We start from the raw sequence: 16,413 nt of genomic DNA, 5'->3' as shown, positions 1-16,413 counted from the left end.
CTCATCCGTCAGTGGAGTTGGCCAGGGCGGGTACGTGCCGGCGCCGGAGGCGGAAGGCGCGGTGGGCCACCTGCACGGAAGGCACGACGGCGGCCGGGGCCTGCGCGGGCTGCAGGCCGTCGCTGAAGGTTGCGTCTGCCGCCAGAACCTCGGCGAGGGCGGCTCCGGTGGGGGCCGCAAGGCCTGCGGGAGAGGGAAGCAGCGCCGGTCCCGCTGCACTGTCTGCCGTGCCGTGGGCGGCGGTGCCGTCGGTTGCTTCGCCGGCCATCGCGGCAGTCGCGGCTGCCCGGGCGCGGGCCCTGCGGGCGGCGCCGTGGCGGTAGAGCCCCACGCCGGCAAAGCGGATGACCACGGTGAGGACGACGAGCCCCCACAGCACCAGGCTGAGTTGGGCCACAAAGTCCAGCAGGCCTTCGAACATTGCCCCGTCCCGGCCGAAAGTTGCCTGTGCAGGAACCATCAAACCTTCAATGTGCCTCACCGGAGGGCCTCCCTTGCTGCATGCGACAACTTCATCTCGCGGTTCCCCTTGTCTTGAGCAGAGTGTCCCGGGTCCGGGTGCGGCGCTTGCTGCGGTGCGCACCCCGGGGTGCCGGGCCGTTGGTAGGTGCTTACTCGTATCGCTTCGAGGCGTTGGTCATTGTAGAGGGGCTCCGCAGTCCGGAACCTCCTCATAGGTGCACTCCAGGGGCCACATCCCGGGCCCCGGTGTGTCCAAGTTACGAGTAGCGCAGAAGGGTTAACACGAGTAGCAGGTACTCCAATAAAAACTTGGGGATACTTACCGCAAGTGCTCGTTTTTGCAGGGTGATTAGGTGTTTGCCTTCCGGGCAAGTAGGGGGGATTAGGTAGTTTGACAAAACCGGGCCGTGCAGGGGGTAGCAGCCCCTGACGGTACCTGCGGGCGGGACCCCGCCGGTGGTTAACCACGAAGGCAGCACCCCCGCGGTGCGGGGATGCTGCCTTGGCGTGGAAGCGGTGGTTCCTAGGCGTTGGCCTTGATGGCTGCGGCCAGGACCTCCAGTCCGTCTGCCAGCAGGTCGTCCGTGATGACCAGCGGCGGGAGAAGGCGGATGACGTTTCCGTAGGTGCCGCAGGTGAGGATGATGACGCCCTCCTTGAGGCAGGCGGCAGCGACGGCCTTGGTCAGTTCCGGGTTGGGTTCCTTGGAGCCGGCCTGGACCAGTTCGATGGCCAGCATGGCGCCGCGGCCGCGGACGTCGCCGATGACGGCGTTGCCTGCCGCGGCGAGTTCCTCCTGCAGGGCGCGCAACCGCGTGGTGGCCAGTTCCTCGATGTGCTTGGCACGGGCGTTGAGGTTGTACTCCTCCATGGACCCGATGGACGCCAGGGCCGCGGCGCAGGCCACGGGGTTGCCGCCGTAGGTGCCGCCGAGGCCGCCGGGGTGGACGGCGTCGAGCAGATCGGCGCGGCCGGTGATGGCGGAGAGCGGCATGCCGCCGGCGATGCCCTTGGCCATGGTCATGATGTCCGGGATGACGCCCTCGTGGTTGACGGCGAACCATTCACCCGTGCGGCAGAAGCCGGACTGCACTTCGTCGGCGATGAAGACGATGCCCTTGTCCTTGGCCCAGGCGGCCAGCGCCGGCAGGAAGCCCTCGGCCGGGACGATGAAGCCGCCCTCGCCCTGGATGGGCTCGATGATGATGGCGGCAACCTGGTCGCCGCCGATCTGCTTTTCGATCATGGTGATGGCACGCTTGGCGGCCTCGGCACCCGTGATGGCGGGGTTCTCCTCGCGGTACGGGTAGCTCATGGGCATCCGGTAGACCTCGGGCGCGAACGGGCCGAAGTTGGTCTTGTAGGGCATGGCCTTGGCGGTCAGCGCCATGGTCAGGTTGGTGCGGCCGTGGTAGGCGTGGTCGAAGGCGACCACCGCGTCGCGGCCGGTGGCCAGGCGGGCAACCTTGACGGCGTTTTCCACGGCCTCGGCGCCGGAGTTGAAGAGGACGGTGCGCTTCTCGTGGTCGCCCGGGGTAAGGCGGTTCAGCTGCTCGGCGACCGCCACGTAGCCTTCGTAGGGCGTGACCATGAAGCAGGTGTGGGTGAAGTGCTCCACGGCTTCCTTCACGGCACCGACGACGGCGGGGTCGGAAGCGCCCACGCTGGTCACGGCGATGCCCGAGCCGAGGTCGATGAAGGAGTTGCCGTCGACGTCATGGATGATGCCGCCGTCGGCGTCCGCAACGTACACGGGGACGCTGGAGGCGACGCCGGCAGCCACCACGGACTTGCGGCGCTCGGTCAGTGCCACGGACTTGGGGCCCGGGAAGTCGGCCTGGACGTTGCGCTTCTGCTCGAGGCGGAACGTGATGTCTGATGCGGTGGTGGTCATGGTGATTCTTTCAGTGCTCGTGGTCGAAAATCAGGCGTCGAGGGCGGACATGACGTGCTTGATGCGGGTGTAGTCCTCCACGCCGTACATGGACAGGTCCTTGCCGTAGCCGGACTGCTTGAAACCGCCGTGCGGCATCTCGGCGGTGAGGAGGATGTGGGTATTGATCCACACGGCGCCGAAGTCCAGGTCGCGGCTGAGCCGCATGGCGGTGCCGTGGTTGGTGGTCCAGACGCTGGAGGCCAGGGCGTACTCAACACCGTTGGCCAGCTCCACGGCTTCTTCCTCGGTGCTGAACTTCTGGACCGTGATGACGGGGCCGAAGGTTTCCTTCTGCACCACGTCGTCTGTCTGCTTGGCGCCGGTGATGATGGTGGGTTCGAAGAAGTAGCCCTTCTCCCCTGCCCGGTGCCCGCCGGTTTCGATCCGGCAGTTCGCCGGGAGGTTTTCCACCACAGAGGTCACGGCGTTGAAGTGGTTGACGTTGTTCAGCGGGCCGAAGTAGTTGTCTTCGTCGTTCTGCGAGCCCGTGTGCAGGGTGCGCGTGTGTTCCACCATGGCGGCCACGACGTCGTCGTGCACCGAATCCTCCACCAGCACGCGGGTGATGGCAGTGCAGTCCTGGCCGGCGTTGAAGAAGGCGAACTCGGCAATGGCCGCGGCGCTCTTCTTGATGTCCGCGTCCTTGAAGACGATGGCGGGGGCCTTGCCGCCGAGTTCCAGGTGGGCGCGTTTGAGGCCTTTCGCCGCGCCGGAGGCGACGGCGATGCCGGCGCGGACGGAGCCGGTGATGGATACCAGGCCGGGGACCTTGTGTTCAACCATCATGGCACCGGTTTCGCCGGTGCCGAGCACCACGTTCAGGACGCCGGCGGGCAGGATGTCGCCGGCCAGGCGGGCCAGCACCAGCGTGGACTCGGGGGTGGTGTCGGAGGGCTTGAGGACCACGGTGTTGCCGGCAGCCAGTGCCGGGCCGATCTTCCAGATGGCCATCAGGAAGGGGTAGTTCCAGGGGGCAACCTGGGCCACCACGCCGATCGGTTCGCGGCGCACGTAGGAGGTGTGGCCCTCGAAGTATTCGCCGGCGGACTTGCCTTCCAGGATGCGTGCGGCACCGGCGAAGAAGCGCAGCTGGTCAGCGCCCGCGGCCACCTCTTCGGAAGCGATCAGGGACCGGACCTGGCCCGTGTTGCGGTGCTGGGCTTCCACGAGCTCGTCGCTGTTGGCCTCGATGGCGTCGGCGAGCTTGAGCAGCATCAGCTGCCGTTGGCCGGGGGTGACGTGCTTCCAGCTCTTGAACGCCTCCGCGGCCGCGGCCATGGCGGCATCAACATCCGCCTGCACCGAGATGGGCGACTGCGCCACCACGTCCCCGTTGGTGGGGTTGACGACATCGAGCAGGCTGGTGCCGGCGGGCGTAACGAACTTCCCGTTGATGAAGTTCTGCAAGGTTTGGACCACGGTGTGCAACCTCTTTCCTTAGGGGCCATCTGTGCCCTGGGGAACTCAGGGAGGATGGATGGAACTGCCTTGAGCCTATGACAGCCCCCACACTGAGTGAATAGCCACCTGCACACCCTTCCCGCCGGAACTTAGTGCGCTTGTCCAGCATGCCCGTATCCTTGTCCCATGGCCATTTCCCTCGCTGCCCTGCTGGGCGTGAACTCCCTGAAGCTGTCCAAGGCGGGGGTGGCGGAGACCACCTGGCACCAGGACATCAACTGGGTGGCGGTGACCGAACTGGAGGATCCGCAGCGGTTCCTCAACGGCGGGGAGCTGATCCTCACCACCGGCCTGCGGCTCAAGTCGGCCCCGGAACAGCGGCGCTTCGTCCGGCAGGTCCAGCGGGCCGGGGCGGTGGGCATCGGCTTCGGGGTGGGCCTCTCCCATGACGCGGTCCCGCCGGCGCTGCTGGCGGAAGCAAACCGGTGGGGCCTGCCGGTGGTGGAGGTGCCCTACGAGACGCCGTTCATTGCCATCACCAAGCTGGTGGCGGACGCCCAGTCCGCGGATCACTACTCCAAGCTCGAGCGGCTGATTGCCGGGCACCAGGTCCTGGCCCGGGCGCTGCTGACCGGCGGCGGGCTGGCCGAGCTGCTGAAGCAGCTGGGCAGCATGCTGCGGACGGACATCGCCCTGACCCAGTTCACGGCCCAGCTGTACAACAGCAGCGCCGCCAACCCGGCGGCGGATTCCTGGTCCTCCTACCCCATCCCCACCGGCCGCCGGGACGCCTGCACCCTGTGGGTGCGCCAGCCGTTCGAGGACACGGGCATCATTGGCTACGCCCAGAACCTCATCAGCGTGGAGCTGAACAACATGGTCAAGCAGCGGCAGGCCCAGCGGGCGCTGTGCGGCCAGGTCCTGGAGGACGTCATCCACGGAGCGCTGGAAACCAGCGAGGCCCAGCGCCGGCTCGCCGGCGTGGGGGTCAACAGCACCCGGAAGAACGTGGTGCTCCTGGCTGTCTCCCCCGCTCACCACAAAGCGCTGGGAAGCACCTCGGTGCCGCGCGGGCTGGAAGACGGGGTGGCCGCAGTCGTGGGCAAGGACCTGGTCCTGGTCATCAATGACGACGGCGGCGCGGCGCCGGCATTGGCCCGCACGCTCAGCGACCACCTGGCCGAGGCCGGGATCCATGCCACGATCGGCATCGGCGGCGCCTATACCAAGCCGAACGGGCTGCGCTGGAGCTACTTCGAAGCCCGGGACGCGGCCGGCCACGGGCTGCCGGTCAACGAGCCGGAGCGGCTGAGCCTGACTTCTTTGCTGCTGGCCAGCGAGGATGTTCCGCTGGCGGACATGGCCAACGAGTCGCTCAACCCGCTGAGGGCGTTCGACGCTGCACACGGGGCCGAGCTGATGGCCACGCTGGAAAGCTACCTCAACAACAACGGTTCAGTGGCCGCCGTGGCCGAACAGCTGACCCTGCACCGCAACACGGTCCGCTACCGCCTCGCCCAGATCACCGAGCTGACGGGCTACGACCCCGCCGTCACGCCGGACAGGGTCCAGCTGTGGCTGGCGCTGGCAGTGGCCCGCCTGTCCGCGCGGCAGGGGAACAGCGGCCGCCGGAGCTAGGACGCCAGCCGTTCGGGAGCGGCGATTCCGGGACTTGAGCGTCCGCTTGCGCCCGGATGCGGCGCCGCTTGGCTGATCTCGGCCCACACGGCGTCCAGCGACAGCCCCAGGACACCGGCAATGGCGGCAATCGTGGAGAACGCCGGGGTGGCCACCCTTCCGGACTCTATTTTCCGCAGTGTTTCCGGCGACACCACGGCGTCGAGCGCGGTTTCGAGGATGGACCGGTCCCCCCGGGCACGCCGCAGCAGCGCGCCGAGGCGTTGTCCGCGTTCGACTTCTTCGGGGGTGAGCGGCAGTCTGACCATGCTCCAATAATAATACCGGTATAGTTATTGGGTGCACCGGCGGCCGGCCTGGAACAGTACCGGTGGACATCAGGGGCGCACAGCAGTGGAAAGGGCACCAGCATGATCGAGATTCTCAATGCCGCCGAGATCGCCAAGGCACGGGTCACCGGAGCGCTGGTGGCCGACATCCTGCAGACGCTGAAAAGCCGTACAGCCGTGGGAACCAACCTGCTGGACATCGACCGCTGGACGGCTGAGATGATCGCCGGCGCCGGAGCCGAATCCTGCTACGTGGACTACGCACCCTCGTTCGGCCGGGGCCCTTTCGGCCACTATGTGTGCACCGGTGTCAACGACGCCGTGCTGCACGGACTCCCCCACGACTACGCCCTGGCCGACGGGGACCTGCTGACCCTGGACCTCGCCGTCGTCAAGGACGGGATTGCCGCGGACGCCGCCATCAGTTTCCTGGTGGGCGGGTCGCAGCCGGTTGACAGCGTGGCCATGATCGAGGCCACCGAGCGGGCCCTGGCCGCCGGCATCGCCACCGCGGGGCCGAATGCCAAAATCGGCGACGTTTCCTACGCGATCGGCCGCGTCCTCACCGATGCCGGCTACCCCATCAACAGGCAGTTCGGCGGCCACGGCATCGGCTCCACCATGCACCAGGACCCGCATGTGCCCAATATGGGCCGGCCCGGCCGCGGTTTCAAGCTCCGGCCCGGCCTGATGCTGGCCCTTGAACCCTGGGTCATGGCGGACACCGCGGAACTCGTCACGGACGATGACGGGTGGACGCTGCGCAGCGCCACCGGGTGCCGCACGGCGCACACCGAACACACGGTGGCCATCACGGCGGACGGCGCGGAGATCATGACCCTGCCCACCGGACGGCTCCTCTAATCCCCAGTTGCCCTATCAGATCGGGTCCCTAACACAGGGTTTTAGGGACCCGATCTGATAGCGCAACCGGGGGGGTTAGAGGACGCCGCGGCGCAGAAGGTCCCGGGACTTCTTCCTTGCTTTGCTGTACTTTTTCTCTCCTGCCGCCATCAGCTCATCCTGCAGCTTCAGCAGGGCAGCGTAGGCCTCGGTGGCAGCAGGCGGATGCGGCTCCGACATCAACTGCACCAGCAGGTCACGGGCGATCACGGCATCGTGGTAGTCACCCAGGATTTTCTGCTGCCGGTGGGCGGCTTTGGCCACCTTCCGGGCACGCTTGCCGCTGACGGCCATGGCCGATTCGGCCACGTGCCGCAGGCGTTTGGCGTCCTTGCGTACCTGGTGCAAGGCCGTTTCATGGGCCTTCCCCCGCCGGGCGTGAGCGGCCGCCCTGTGGGCGCGGCGGAGGCGCTTGGCCGCCTTGTCCACGGCCTTGGCCACCACCCGCCGGCCCGGCGCCACCGCGGTGCCGCGCACCGGAGGGCTGTCCCGGAAGTCTTCGAGGCTGTCCAGGAGCCGGAAGTAGCGCTCAGACTCCAGGGCCTCCTGCAGCAGCCTGTATCCGGCGTCGAAAGCCGCTCCGGCCTGCCGGTCCACGGCGTCGCGGACAGCTTCGGGCCCTTCCCCCGCCGGCAGATCGTCGATTCCGGCAGCCAGGTGCCCACGCAGCACCTCGGCGTCGCGCGGTCCACCCAGGATCCCGCCCAGCCATTTCAGCTCGTCCCGGAGCCGCCGGACGGGAACGGCCCGGTACAGCTTGCGGTAGGCAGCGAGCGCCGAGCGCATCCGCCGGGTGGCCGAGCGCATGTCATGGATGGCTTCGGGTTCTTCGAGCCGGACCCCGGCGTCTCGCGCCATGAGCAGGTCAATCTGCGCCGCCAGGAAGACGGTCACGACGGCGGCGGCCGGGGCCTGCTTTCCGGCCAGCAGCGCGGGGGTTCCGGCGGTCCCACTTCCGGAGTGCCGCCCGGCAGTTCCGGGGCCGAGTGCCTTGGCCAGCTTGGAGGCGTGGCCTGCGGGCGTGGCTCCGGCCGCTGACAGCACGGGGTCCGCCTGCGCAAAGAGTCCTGCGTCGCCGTGGATCAGCTCGAGTTCCCACTCGCGCCATTCCTGCAGACGGGGTGCGCCGGCGCGCGGCGAACCCTCCGCGCCGGAATCCTTGGCGCCCGGATCCTGAGTGCCTGGGGCCTGGCCGCCGGCCAGCACCTCGGCGGCAACCCTGTCGTCGGCCAGGTCGGCCAGGTGCACGCCGTCGGCGCCATACAGCGGGTAGGTGGTCCGTTCGGTCTTGAGCCGGACCACAGGAAGCACCGGTGCGCCGCGGAGGAACGCCTTGACGTAGGCCAGCAGGCTCTCCGGCACGGCGTCGGGCCGGCCCAACGGGGCATGGAGCTCACGCCTCCCGGCTGGTTCCGGGGAGGGCGCTGCTGGCTCGGGCGGCAGCTTGAGGTGCCACCCCGCGTCAGTCCCGCCGGTCCGGCGGCGCAGGGTGATCCGGCGCCGCTGCAGCGTGCGGACGCCGGTGTCGAAGTAGACGGCCTCGAGGTGCGCGATGTGCGGTTCGCCCACCCGTGCCACACCGGGCAGGCCATCCAGCGGCGGCACCTTGGCGTCGCTGCCGACGTCGTACTTCTTTTCGACCTCGAGTCCCTGCTCTGCCTTCACAACCCCATCCTTTCGCGTCCGGGCCCGGCGCCCGGCCGGACCGGCACGGCAGCCGGGCTCCCGCTCGCATTCTATTGCCCCCGCGCGCGGGGCCGGGAGAGCTTGCCCACAAAGCCTAGACATCAAACGTCTAACCTTTAGGCTGGGAGGATGTCCGCCACCCCGCCCTCCCCCGCAGCGCCCGCCACCAGCCCCGCTTCCGCAGCCGCAACCCCTGCCGGAGCCCCCGTCCCCGTTGCCAGGCCGCGCGCCGCCGTCGTCTTCGGCGTCATCGCCCTGGTGCTGATCGGGCTGAACCTGCGCGCCGGAATCACCGGGGCCTCGGCGCTGCTGCACGATCTCCAGGCGGTGCTGGGCTACGGCCCACTGGTGGCGGCCATCATCCCGTCCATTCCCACGCTGTGCTTTGCCGTGGCCGGCGCCGCCACCTCCTGGCTGACCGGACGGGTGGGAGTGGAAAAGGCCATCCTGCTGGCCCTGGCCATGCTGGCGGGCGGGCTGCTGCTCAGGGGCATCCCCGCCACGGGAATGCTCGTGGCGGGGACCGTGGCGGGCATGTCCGGACTCGCGGTGTGCAACGTGGCCATGCCGTCCTTCATCCGCGAGCACTTCGCCTCCCGGACCTCCATGATGACCGCCGTATACACGGTGACCATGACCACCGGCGGAACCCTGACGTCCGTGGCGGTGGTTCCGCTGGCGCAGGCCCTGGGATCGCCGTCGGCCGCGCTGGGGTCCATTGGCATCATGGCGTGCGCCGCGCTGCTGGGTTTCCTGCCCGTGGTCCTGCACGCCCACCGGCACAGCGCCCCTGCCACCGGCACCGGGGTTCCGCCGTGGCCGCTGCTGCGGACCCGCAAGGGCGCCCTCCTCACGGCCATCTTCACCCTCCAGGCCCTGCTGGCGTACGCGCTCCTGAGCTGGTTCCCGTACATGCTCACCACCCTTGGCCTCAGCGCCTCGGACAGCGGACTGATGTTCGGAGTCATGCAGCTGGTCTCCGTCCCGGCCGGCGTTACCCTGATCGCGCTTGGATCCAGGCCCGGCATGCTGCGGCCGGCGTTCTACCTGGTCAGCGCCACAATGGTGGCCGGCGTGGCGCTCCTGCTGTTCCTTCCGGCCACCCTGGCCCTGGTCCCGGCAGTGCTGCTGGGCTTCGGGCTCGGCATCTTCCCCCTGGTCATGGTGATGATCAGCCGCAGCGGAAAGGACACGGCGGAAACCACCGCACTGTCCACGCTGGCCCAGTCCACCGGCTACCTGCTGGCCACGGCGGGTCCGTTCGGGATGGGCATGCTGCACAGCGTCACCGGCGGCTGGACCCTGCCGTTGGCCCTCCTGCTGGGCCTGGCCGTGCTGCAGATGGCCGTGGCGCACCTGCTCACGTCAAAGAAAGTAAAGTAGCCAGCCATGAGCCTTAGCCCGTCCACCCGCCCGCCGCTCGCCGACGAGGTCACCGCCAAGCTGCGCGCCATGATCCATTCCGGTGAATGGCCGCTGCAACAGAGGATCCCTCCGGAACCCGAATTGATGGCCACACTGGGCGTGTCCCGCGGCACCCTCCGTGAGGCGGTCAAGGCCCTGGCCCACAGCGGCATGCTCGAAGTACGGCGCGGCGACGGCACCTACGTCCGCACCACCAGCGAGATCTCCGGCGCCGCCCGCAGGCTGTTCCAGGACCATACGGCCGAACACATCCTCGAAGTGCGGCTGGGACTGGACACCCAGGCCGCCCGGCTCGCCGCGAAGAACGCCACGTCCGACGACGTCACGGCCCTCCGCACGCTCCTCGCCACCCGGGACCAGGCCTGGCGCAGCGGTGACTGCGAAGCCTGGGCGCGGGCCGACTGGGCCTTCCATGAACGCGTCGCCCAGGCCTCCGGCAACCCCCTGCTGCACGAGCTCTATGTCAGCTTCGGCCCGGCCCTGCACCAGGACCTGCTGGCACAGCAGCAGCGGCCGGGCTTTGACGGGCTCCCGCTGGAGGGCCACGGAATCCTGGTGGATGCCCTGGAGGCCGGCGATGCCGAGGCTGCGGTGGCCACGGTCAGCAGAAACCTGAACTCGTGCGCAGAGTGGCTCGGCGCCTGATTCATCAGTAGGCTTACTATCCAATAATGACAGTAAGCCCACGGTTCAGGCCGCGGGCCACAGCCGATGAGGAGTTCCCATGGCCCGCCCCCCACACCTGACCACCAAACCCGAGGAAGCTGCACCACCGCCTCCCTTGAAGGCAAAAGCGTCCGCAGGTTCCGCCGCCCCCGCCCGGGAGAAACGGACACCGTCGGAGCTGTGGGCCGACGGCTTTGGCCGCGTCGGCACCCGGGCGGCCCAAGTCCTGCTCATCATCATCGTGGCGGCCGTGTCCGTGTTCGCACTGATGCAGATCAAGCTGCTGGTCATTCCGGTCCTCATCGCCTTGATCCTCGCGGCCGCCATCGGCCCGTTCGTGAACCTGCTGCGGCGCCGCGGCCTGCCCGGCGGGCTGGCCACCGGCGTCGCCTTCGTGGCGCTGCTGCTGGTGCTTGCCGGAGTGTTCACGGTCATCTACTTTTCCGTCCGGAACCAGTGGGCCGAACTGGCGGCGCAGGCCTCCTCGGGTCTGGACGAGCTGGAACAGTTCCTGCGGACCGGGCCCATTCCCGTGGAACAGGCGCAGCTGGAACAGGCGCGGGAAAGCATTGTCCAGTTCGCCACCAGCAGCCAGGTCCGCTCCGGAGCCATCACCGGCCTGTCCGTAGTCACCGAATTCCTTGCCGGCGCCGCCCTGATGGTGGTCATCCTGTTTTTCTTCCTCAAGGACGGCGCCAAAATCTGGAACTTCCTGCTGCGGCCGTTCACGGGACAGCGGGAGGCCAAGCTGCGCCGGGTGGGCCGCCGCACCCTGGAGGTCCTGGGCGGTTACGTCCGCGGCACAGCCATCGTCGCCCTGGTGGACACGGTGGCCATCGGCGCGGCGCTGCTGATCCTGCAGGTTCCGCTGGCATTCCCGCTGGCCATCATCGTGTTCATCGGCGCCTTCATCCCCCTGGTGGGCGCCACGGTGGCGGGCATCCTGGCAGCCCTCGTGGCGCTGGTGGCCAACGGCCCGGTGGTTGCCCTGATCGTGGTGGCAGTGGTCATCGCCGTCAACCAGCTTGAAGGCGACCTCCTGCAGCCGGTGGTCATGGGCAAGTCGCTGCAGCTGCACGCGCTGGTGATCCTGATGGCACTCACGGCCGGGACCATCCTTGCCGGGATCATCGGCGCCGTGCTGTCCGTGCCGCTGGCCGCCGTTGCCTGGGCCATCGTCCAGGTGTGGACGGCCGAGGACCCCGGACTGGAGGACATGAACCCGGACCTCCCGCCGGCGAACTCCCAGCCCGTCTGAGCCATCCCGCGTTCCCTGCAGGACGGAACGCACGACGGCGGTGCGGCACCCGGGTGCCGCACCGCCGTCGTGCGTTTGTTCTGTGCGTTTGTTCTTGGCGTCCGCTACTGGCGAAGCCCTGCGAAGACGTTCTTGGGCCGCTGCATCTCACCGTGCTTGGCACCCAGGACGATCACTGCGGCGGCGAAGGCCGGGATGGCCCACTGCAGCGCCTTGAGCTGCTGCTGCGCGGCCTTCAGTTCCTCGGATGCTCCGGCACGGGGCTCGGTGGCACCCTCGGCCCCCTCGCCGGCAAGCTTTTCCACCTTCTTGCCGAGGATGCCCGAGTAGAGGGTGACGGCGGCGCCGGCAACGGTGACGGCCGTCTTGATCGCGGTGTCGCGGGCGACGCCGTCCTGCTTGGCGATGCGGCCCTTGTTCTCCCAGGCGATGGCCAGGTCTGCGGCCAGGTGGGTGGCGAAGGCCGCGGTCTGGACCGGCGCCCACCGCATCCAGCCGGCGCTGGAGAGCCGGGTGCGCTCGGCCGGGTCCTTGGCTTCCGCCGCTGCGCCGTTCAGGCCGATGGCGCCCATCAGTGAGCCACCGAACCATGCTGCTGCCGTCAGATCGTGGACTGACCGGGCAATGAGGTTTCCTGCCATGTTGTGCATTCCTAACGTTGGTCTGGTTCCGGGCTGCCGCGGGTGCGGCCTGTGGTTTCCTGCTGCCCCCGCGGGATCGCGGTGCGCCCATGGTAAGCACACTTACTAATGTTACGAAAGCCCGTCGTCTCCGGCCGGACCGCGTAATATCGTCGCCATGGGAAACACAGGGACATTGTTCGGCTGGGCCTTCGGCGACCCGGCCCGCGAAGGTGACGGAACGTATGTGGACGGGCTCCAGGGCGAGGCGCTCCGGAATGCCACGGAGACCGCCAAGGCCAAGCACGTCACCGTGGTGGCCGGTTCCGAAGTCTTCACCGTCCTCAGCGGCGACGATTCCCTGGTGGAACTGGACAACGCCCCCGGCCGGCTGGTGGTCCGCTGCACGGTTCACGTTGAAGGACCCGGCGCGGAGAAGCTGCGTGCCGAGGGGCCCATGAACGGCTGACCATGGCGGACGGCGAATCCACCCTCAGCCAGGCGGCTGACGCCATCGAGGAGGCGTCCAACCACAAGGTGCTGGATGTCCTTGCCCGGCTTGGCTTCGCCGTCATGGCCCTCCTGCACGTCATTGTCGGCGCCATTTCCATCGCCATTGCCCTGGGCCGCCCCGGCCAGGCCGACGCCACGGGAGCCATCGAGCAGCTGGCCGCAAACCCGTGGGGACCGGCCGTGATGTGGTTCTGCGTGGCAGCGTGCGCCGGTCTGTCGCTGTGGCAGGCCAGCGAGGCAACCCTGAGGATGCGCGGCGAACCCCGCAAGGAGCGGGTGGCCAAACTGATTTCCTCTGGCTTCCTGGCCGTCGCGTACGGCAGCGTCGGGCTCAGCTTTGCCGGCTTCGCCGTGGGCCTGCGCGGCGACTCCGGGGACTCCACCCGGGACTTCAGTGCAGCGGTCATGGCGCACCCGCTGGGTATCTGGCTGCTGGTGGCAGTGGGGCTCACCATCATCGGCATCGGCGCCTATTTCGTGGTCAAAGGCATCACCCGCGGCTTCAAGAAGGAGGAACTCTTCCACTTCAACGGAACCCGGCGGGGCCGGCTCATCGACACCCTCGGCGTCGTGGGACACATCGCCAAGGGCATCGCCCTGGGCCTGACCGGGATGCTGTTCATCATTGCCGCGGCCAAGCACAGCCCCGAGGAATCCACCGGCCTGGACGGAAGCCTGCAGGCGCTGCGCGACCACCCCTTCGGCCCCTACCTGCTGATGGCCATCGGTGCCGGTTTTATCGCCTACGGGATTTTCGCCCTGATCAGGGCCCGGTTCGGACACATGTAGGCCGGCGGAATTGTGGGTAGGGAGGAAGCATGACCCAGAACGCCAGCCAGGCCCCTGCCGTTTCCCGCACGGCCGGACAGGCTTTTGCGGGCCTGTTCCGCCTGTTGAAGACCGTCCGGCCGGACCGGCCAATCCACCCGCACGGACTCGCCCTCACCGGCGAACTCACCCGAACGGGCAACCCGGCAGCCCCAAGTGGCATCGACTGGCTCGATGCGGCAGGGGTGGATGTTGTGGAGGCACGCTTTTCCCGGTCGGTCGGCCTGCCGCAAACGCTGCCGGACGTCCTGGGGCTCGCCCTGAGGATCACCCCGGCCGCCGGCAACCGCACGGGCGCGGCGGACGTCCTGCTCGCATCCACCGGCTGGCGTGTGCCGGGCAGGTTCCTCCTGCGGCCGCGTCTCGACGTGGCAGGAGCGGCCATGAACACGCTGATGCCCTACCGTGGCCGCCGGGGACCGGTACTCCTGGGCCTGCGTACCCGAAGCCTTCCGCCGGGCTCGCTGGCGTCAGGCGAGTGGGTCCTGGCGCTGTACTGGGCAACCCCGTCCGGGCCGTGGCGGGAGTGCGGCGAGCTGCGGCTGCACGCCGGCAACCCGCCGTCGGACAGCTCCCTGCGGTTCGATCCGCTCGCCAACCAGCCGCCGGGGGCCGCGGCCTACCCTTGGACGCGCCGGCTGCGGAAGCCCTCGTACCGGGCGGCCCGGAAAACGGCACCTCCCGCCGTCGTGCGCGGCCCGGGCGGACAGGCAGGACGGCCGGCGAAAGACGACACCACCAGCACCACCGCAACCGGAAGGAACGCCATGTCCACCGTTTCGCAGCATTTCAGCTCTTCCTCCGCCGACGTCTGGCAGGTCATTGCCAACGGCTGGCTGTACTCGGGCTGGGTGGTCGGCGCGTCACGGATCCGCGCTGTTGACGCCGAGTGGCCGCAGGCGGGAGCCCGGCTGCACCACTCCGTGGGTGCCTGGCCGCTGGTCATCGACGACAGTTCGAGGGTGTCCGCTGTCGACCCCGGCCGTTCGCTGGAGCTGGTGGCCCGCGGCTGGCCGATGGGTGAGGCCCGGGTGGTGATCACCCTTGAGGAACGTGGGGACGGCTGCCTCGTCACCATTGAAGAGGACGCCATCCGAGGTCCGGGCAAGCTGGTACCCAAGGCGCTGCGGGATGCGGCCATCTCCGCCCGGAACCGGGAAACGCTCCGCCGGCTGGAGCTCATGGCGGCCGGCGGGGCAGGACGGTAGACCGGCAGGGTTAAACGGCGGAGCCCCGCAGAACTGAAGGGTTCTGCGGGGCCGAGGCGTAGGGCTTGCTAGACCTGCGCGGCCACGCCGTCGCGGGAGATGTCCACCATGTCTTCGCGCGGGACCACCTTGATGCGCTCACGCTTGACCTCGACGCCGTGCGAACCGCCGGCCTCGGTGGCTGCGGCGCCGAGGGCCAGCTCGTGGGCGTCCAGCGCCAGCCAGCCTTCCCAGCTGGTGAACTTCACGCCGCGGGCGTCCAGGAGTTCGACGACGGCGTCCTCGGCGGGTGCCTCGGCGACCGGAAGGTTTTCGCGGTCTTCGAGCAGGTAGGTCACGGTTTCAAGGGCGTCGCCCTTGGTGTGGCCGATCAGGCCGACCGGTCCGCGCTTGATCCAGCCGGTGGCGTAGAGGCCCGGCACGTGGGTGCCGTCGGCATCCAGGACGCGGCCGCCGTCGTTCGCCACGACGCCCTTCTTGTGGTCGAACTCAACGTCCGGCAGGGCCGAACCGAAGTAGCCAATGGCCCGGTACACGGCCTGAACCGGGTAGTCGACGAACTCGCCGGTGCCGCGGGCGTTGCCGGTGCCGTCCAGCTCGGTGCGCTCGAACTTGATGCCTGCCACCTTGCCGGGGGCCTCGGCGTCGTCATAGATCTCCACCGGGCTGTGCAGGAAGTGCAGGTGCAGGCGGCGCGAGGCCTTCAGCTCGGAGAGGTCCTCGGGCTGCTCGGCGATCCAGTTGGTGAGGGTGCCCACCATGGTCTTGGTCTGGTTGTTGGTCTGGATCTGGCGGTCGGATTCCTCGTCGAATTCGAAGTCCTCCGCGTACAGGATGATGTCCACGTCCTTGGAGTGGGACAGCTCGCGCAGCTCCAGCGGGGTGAACTTGACCTGGGCGGGGCCGCGGCGGCCGAACACGTGCACGTCGGTGACGGGAGAGTTCTTCAGGCCGGCGTAGACGTTGTCCGGGATCTCGGTGGTCAGCAGGTCGTCGGCGTGCTTGGACAGGACACGGGCCACGTCCAGGGCCACGTTGCCGTTTCCGAGGACGGCGATCTCCTTGGCGTCCAGGGGCCATTCGCGGGGAACGTCCGGGTGGCCGTCGTACCAGGAGACGAAGTCGGCGCCGCCGAAGGAGCCCTCCAGCTCGATGCCGGGGATGTTCAGGTCCGCGTCCTTGATGGCGCCGGTGGCGAAGATGACGGCGTCGTAGTGGGTCCGGAGGTCCTCGATGGTGAGGTCCGTGCCGTAGTCCACGTTGCCGAAGAAGCGGATGTCGCCGCGGTCCAGGACCTTGTGCAGGGCGTTGACGATGCCCTTGATGCGGGGGTGGTCCGGGGCGACGCCGTAGCGGATCAGGCCATAGGGTGCCGGGTAGCGGTCGAAGAGGTCGATGCTGACGGTCAGCTCGCCGCTCTTGACGGCTTCGCTCTTGGTGAGGATGTCAGCGGCGTAGACGCCGGCCGGGCCGGAACCCACGACGGCGACGCGCAGCGGACGCTCGGCAGAGCCTACGGTGATGCTTGATGACACGGCTG

General features: G+C 68.6%; 15 protein-coding genes. 8 read left to right on the top strand and 7 right to left on the bottom strand.

Features of this window, described 5'->3' with window-relative positions; genetic code table 11:
* Position 1: 1 nt before the first annotated feature.
* The 3 genes from AS031_RS01715 to AS031_RS01705 all read right to left on the bottom strand — a co-directional run bounded on the left by AS031_RS01715 (position 2) and on the right by AS031_RS01705 (position 3,817).
* Complete coding sequence (locus tag AS031_RS01715; protein ID WP_058266412.1) at positions 2 to 460, bottom strand: hypothetical protein; 459 nt, start codon at positions 458 to 460, stop codon at positions 2 to 4.
* Positions 461 to 985: 525 nt separating this feature from the next.
* The gene (gene gabT / locus AS031_RS01710; RefSeq protein WP_058266411.1) at positions 986 to 2,356 is read right to left on the bottom strand and encodes a 4-aminobutyrate--2-oxoglutarate transaminase; all 1,371 of its coding nucleotides are present in this window, start codon (positions 2,354 to 2,356) and stop codon (positions 986 to 988) included.
* Between the two features lie 30 nt (positions 2,357 to 2,386).
* Positions 2,387 to 3,817, bottom strand: coding sequence for an aminobutyraldehyde dehydrogenase (locus AS031_RS01705; protein ID WP_058266945.1), 1,431 nt, complete (start codon positions 3,815 to 3,817; stop codon positions 2,387 to 2,389).
* A gap of 168 nt (positions 3,818 to 3,985) precedes the next feature.
* Here AS031_RS01705 and AS031_RS01700 point away from each other — a divergent pair, with 168 nt between their 5' ends.
* Positions 3,986 to 5,437: a PucR family transcriptional regulator gene (locus AS031_RS01700; RefSeq protein WP_058266410.1), complete on the top strand. Its 1,452-nt coding sequence runs from the start codon at positions 3,986 to 3,988 to the stop codon at positions 5,435 to 5,437.
* Here the strand turns inward: AS031_RS01700 and AS031_RS01695 are convergent.
* Positions 5,434 to 5,745, bottom strand: a complete 312-nt coding sequence (locus AS031_RS01695) for a helix-turn-helix domain-containing protein (RefSeq protein ID WP_058266409.1) — start codon at positions 5,743 to 5,745, stop codon at positions 5,434 to 5,436. The two genes, AS031_RS01700 and AS031_RS01695, sit on opposite strands and share 4 nt — an antisense overlap.
* Positions 5,746 to 5,847: 102 nt before the next feature.
* Between AS031_RS01695 and map the strand changes: the two genes are divergently transcribed.
* Entirely contained in the window at positions 5,848 to 6,630 is a 783-nt protein-coding gene (gene map / locus AS031_RS01690) for a type I methionyl aminopeptidase (RefSeq protein ID WP_058266408.1), read from the top strand.
* 75 nt (positions 6,631 to 6,705) lie between these two features.
* On the opposite strand, the gene AS031_RS01685 is transcribed toward map, so the two are convergent.
* Complete coding sequence (locus AS031_RS01685) at positions 6,706 to 8,334, bottom strand: CYTH and CHAD domain-containing protein (RefSeq protein WP_058266407.1); 1,629 nt, start codon at positions 8,332 to 8,334, stop codon at positions 6,706 to 6,708.
* A gap of 150 nt (positions 8,335 to 8,484) precedes the next feature.
* On the opposite strand from AS031_RS01685, the gene AS031_RS01680 reads away from it, so the two are divergent.
* The 3 genes from AS031_RS01680 (at position 8,485) to AS031_RS01670 (ending at position 11,704) form a co-directional block, all read left to right on the top strand.
* Positions 8,485 to 9,738: an MFS transporter gene (locus AS031_RS01680; RefSeq protein WP_058266406.1), complete on the top strand. Its 1,254-nt coding sequence runs from the start codon at positions 8,485 to 8,487 to the stop codon at positions 9,736 to 9,738.
* Between the two features lie 6 nt (positions 9,739 to 9,744).
* Positions 9,745 to 10,425 (top strand): FadR/GntR family transcriptional regulator, encoded by a 681-nt coding sequence (locus tag AS031_RS01675; RefSeq protein WP_058266405.1) that lies wholly within the window; start codon positions 9,745 to 9,747, stop codon positions 10,423 to 10,425.
* Between the two features lie 79 nt (positions 10,426 to 10,504).
* A complete protein-coding gene (locus tag AS031_RS01670) occupies positions 10,505 to 11,704 on the top strand; it encodes an AI-2E family transporter (RefSeq protein WP_082641925.1) in 1,200 nt (399 codons plus the stop codon).
* Between the two features lie 104 nt (positions 11,705 to 11,808).
* Here AS031_RS01670 and AS031_RS01665 read toward each other — a convergent pair whose 3' ends face one another.
* Positions 11,809 to 12,345 (bottom strand): hypothetical protein, encoded by a 537-nt coding sequence (locus AS031_RS01665; RefSeq protein ID WP_058266944.1) that lies wholly within the window; start codon positions 12,343 to 12,345, stop codon positions 11,809 to 11,811.
* 157 nt (positions 12,346 to 12,502) lie between these two features.
* On the opposite strand from AS031_RS01665, the gene AS031_RS01660 reads away from it, so the two are divergent.
* Genes AS031_RS01660 through AS031_RS20100 form a run of 3 tightly spaced genes read left to right on the top strand, consistent with a single transcriptional unit; the run spans position 12,503 to position 14,873 of the window.
* The gene (locus AS031_RS01660; RefSeq protein ID WP_058266403.1) at positions 12,503 to 12,793 is read left to right on the top strand and encodes a hypothetical protein; all 291 of its coding nucleotides are present in this window, start codon (positions 12,503 to 12,505) and stop codon (positions 12,791 to 12,793) included.
* 2 nt (positions 12,794 to 12,795) lie between these two features.
* A complete protein-coding gene (locus AS031_RS01655) occupies positions 12,796 to 13,626 on the top strand; it encodes a DUF1206 domain-containing protein (RefSeq protein ID WP_058266402.1) in 831 nt (276 codons plus the stop codon).
* A gap of 29 nt (positions 13,627 to 13,655) precedes the next feature.
* Positions 13,656 to 14,873 (top strand): SRPBCC family protein, encoded by a 1,218-nt coding sequence (locus tag AS031_RS20100; protein ID WP_228379542.1) that lies wholly within the window; start codon positions 13,656 to 13,658, stop codon positions 14,871 to 14,873.
* A 68-nt stretch (positions 14,874 to 14,941) separates the two neighbouring features.
* On the opposite strand, the gene AS031_RS01645 is transcribed toward AS031_RS20100, so the two are convergent.
* Positions 14,942 to 16,408 (bottom strand): FAD-dependent oxidoreductase, encoded by a 1,467-nt coding sequence (locus tag AS031_RS01645; protein WP_058266401.1) that lies wholly within the window; start codon positions 16,406 to 16,408, stop codon positions 14,942 to 14,944.
* Positions 16,409 to 16,413: the final 5 nt, after the last annotated feature.

It is taken from the genome of Pseudarthrobacter enclensis, from assembly GCF_001457025.1.
Classification (GTDB): domain Bacteria; phylum Actinomycetota; class Actinomycetes; order Actinomycetales; family Micrococcaceae; genus Arthrobacter; species Arthrobacter enclensis.
The sequence above is the reverse complement of the archived record's forward strand: the minus strand, read 5'-3'. Positions and strand labels throughout refer to the sequence as shown.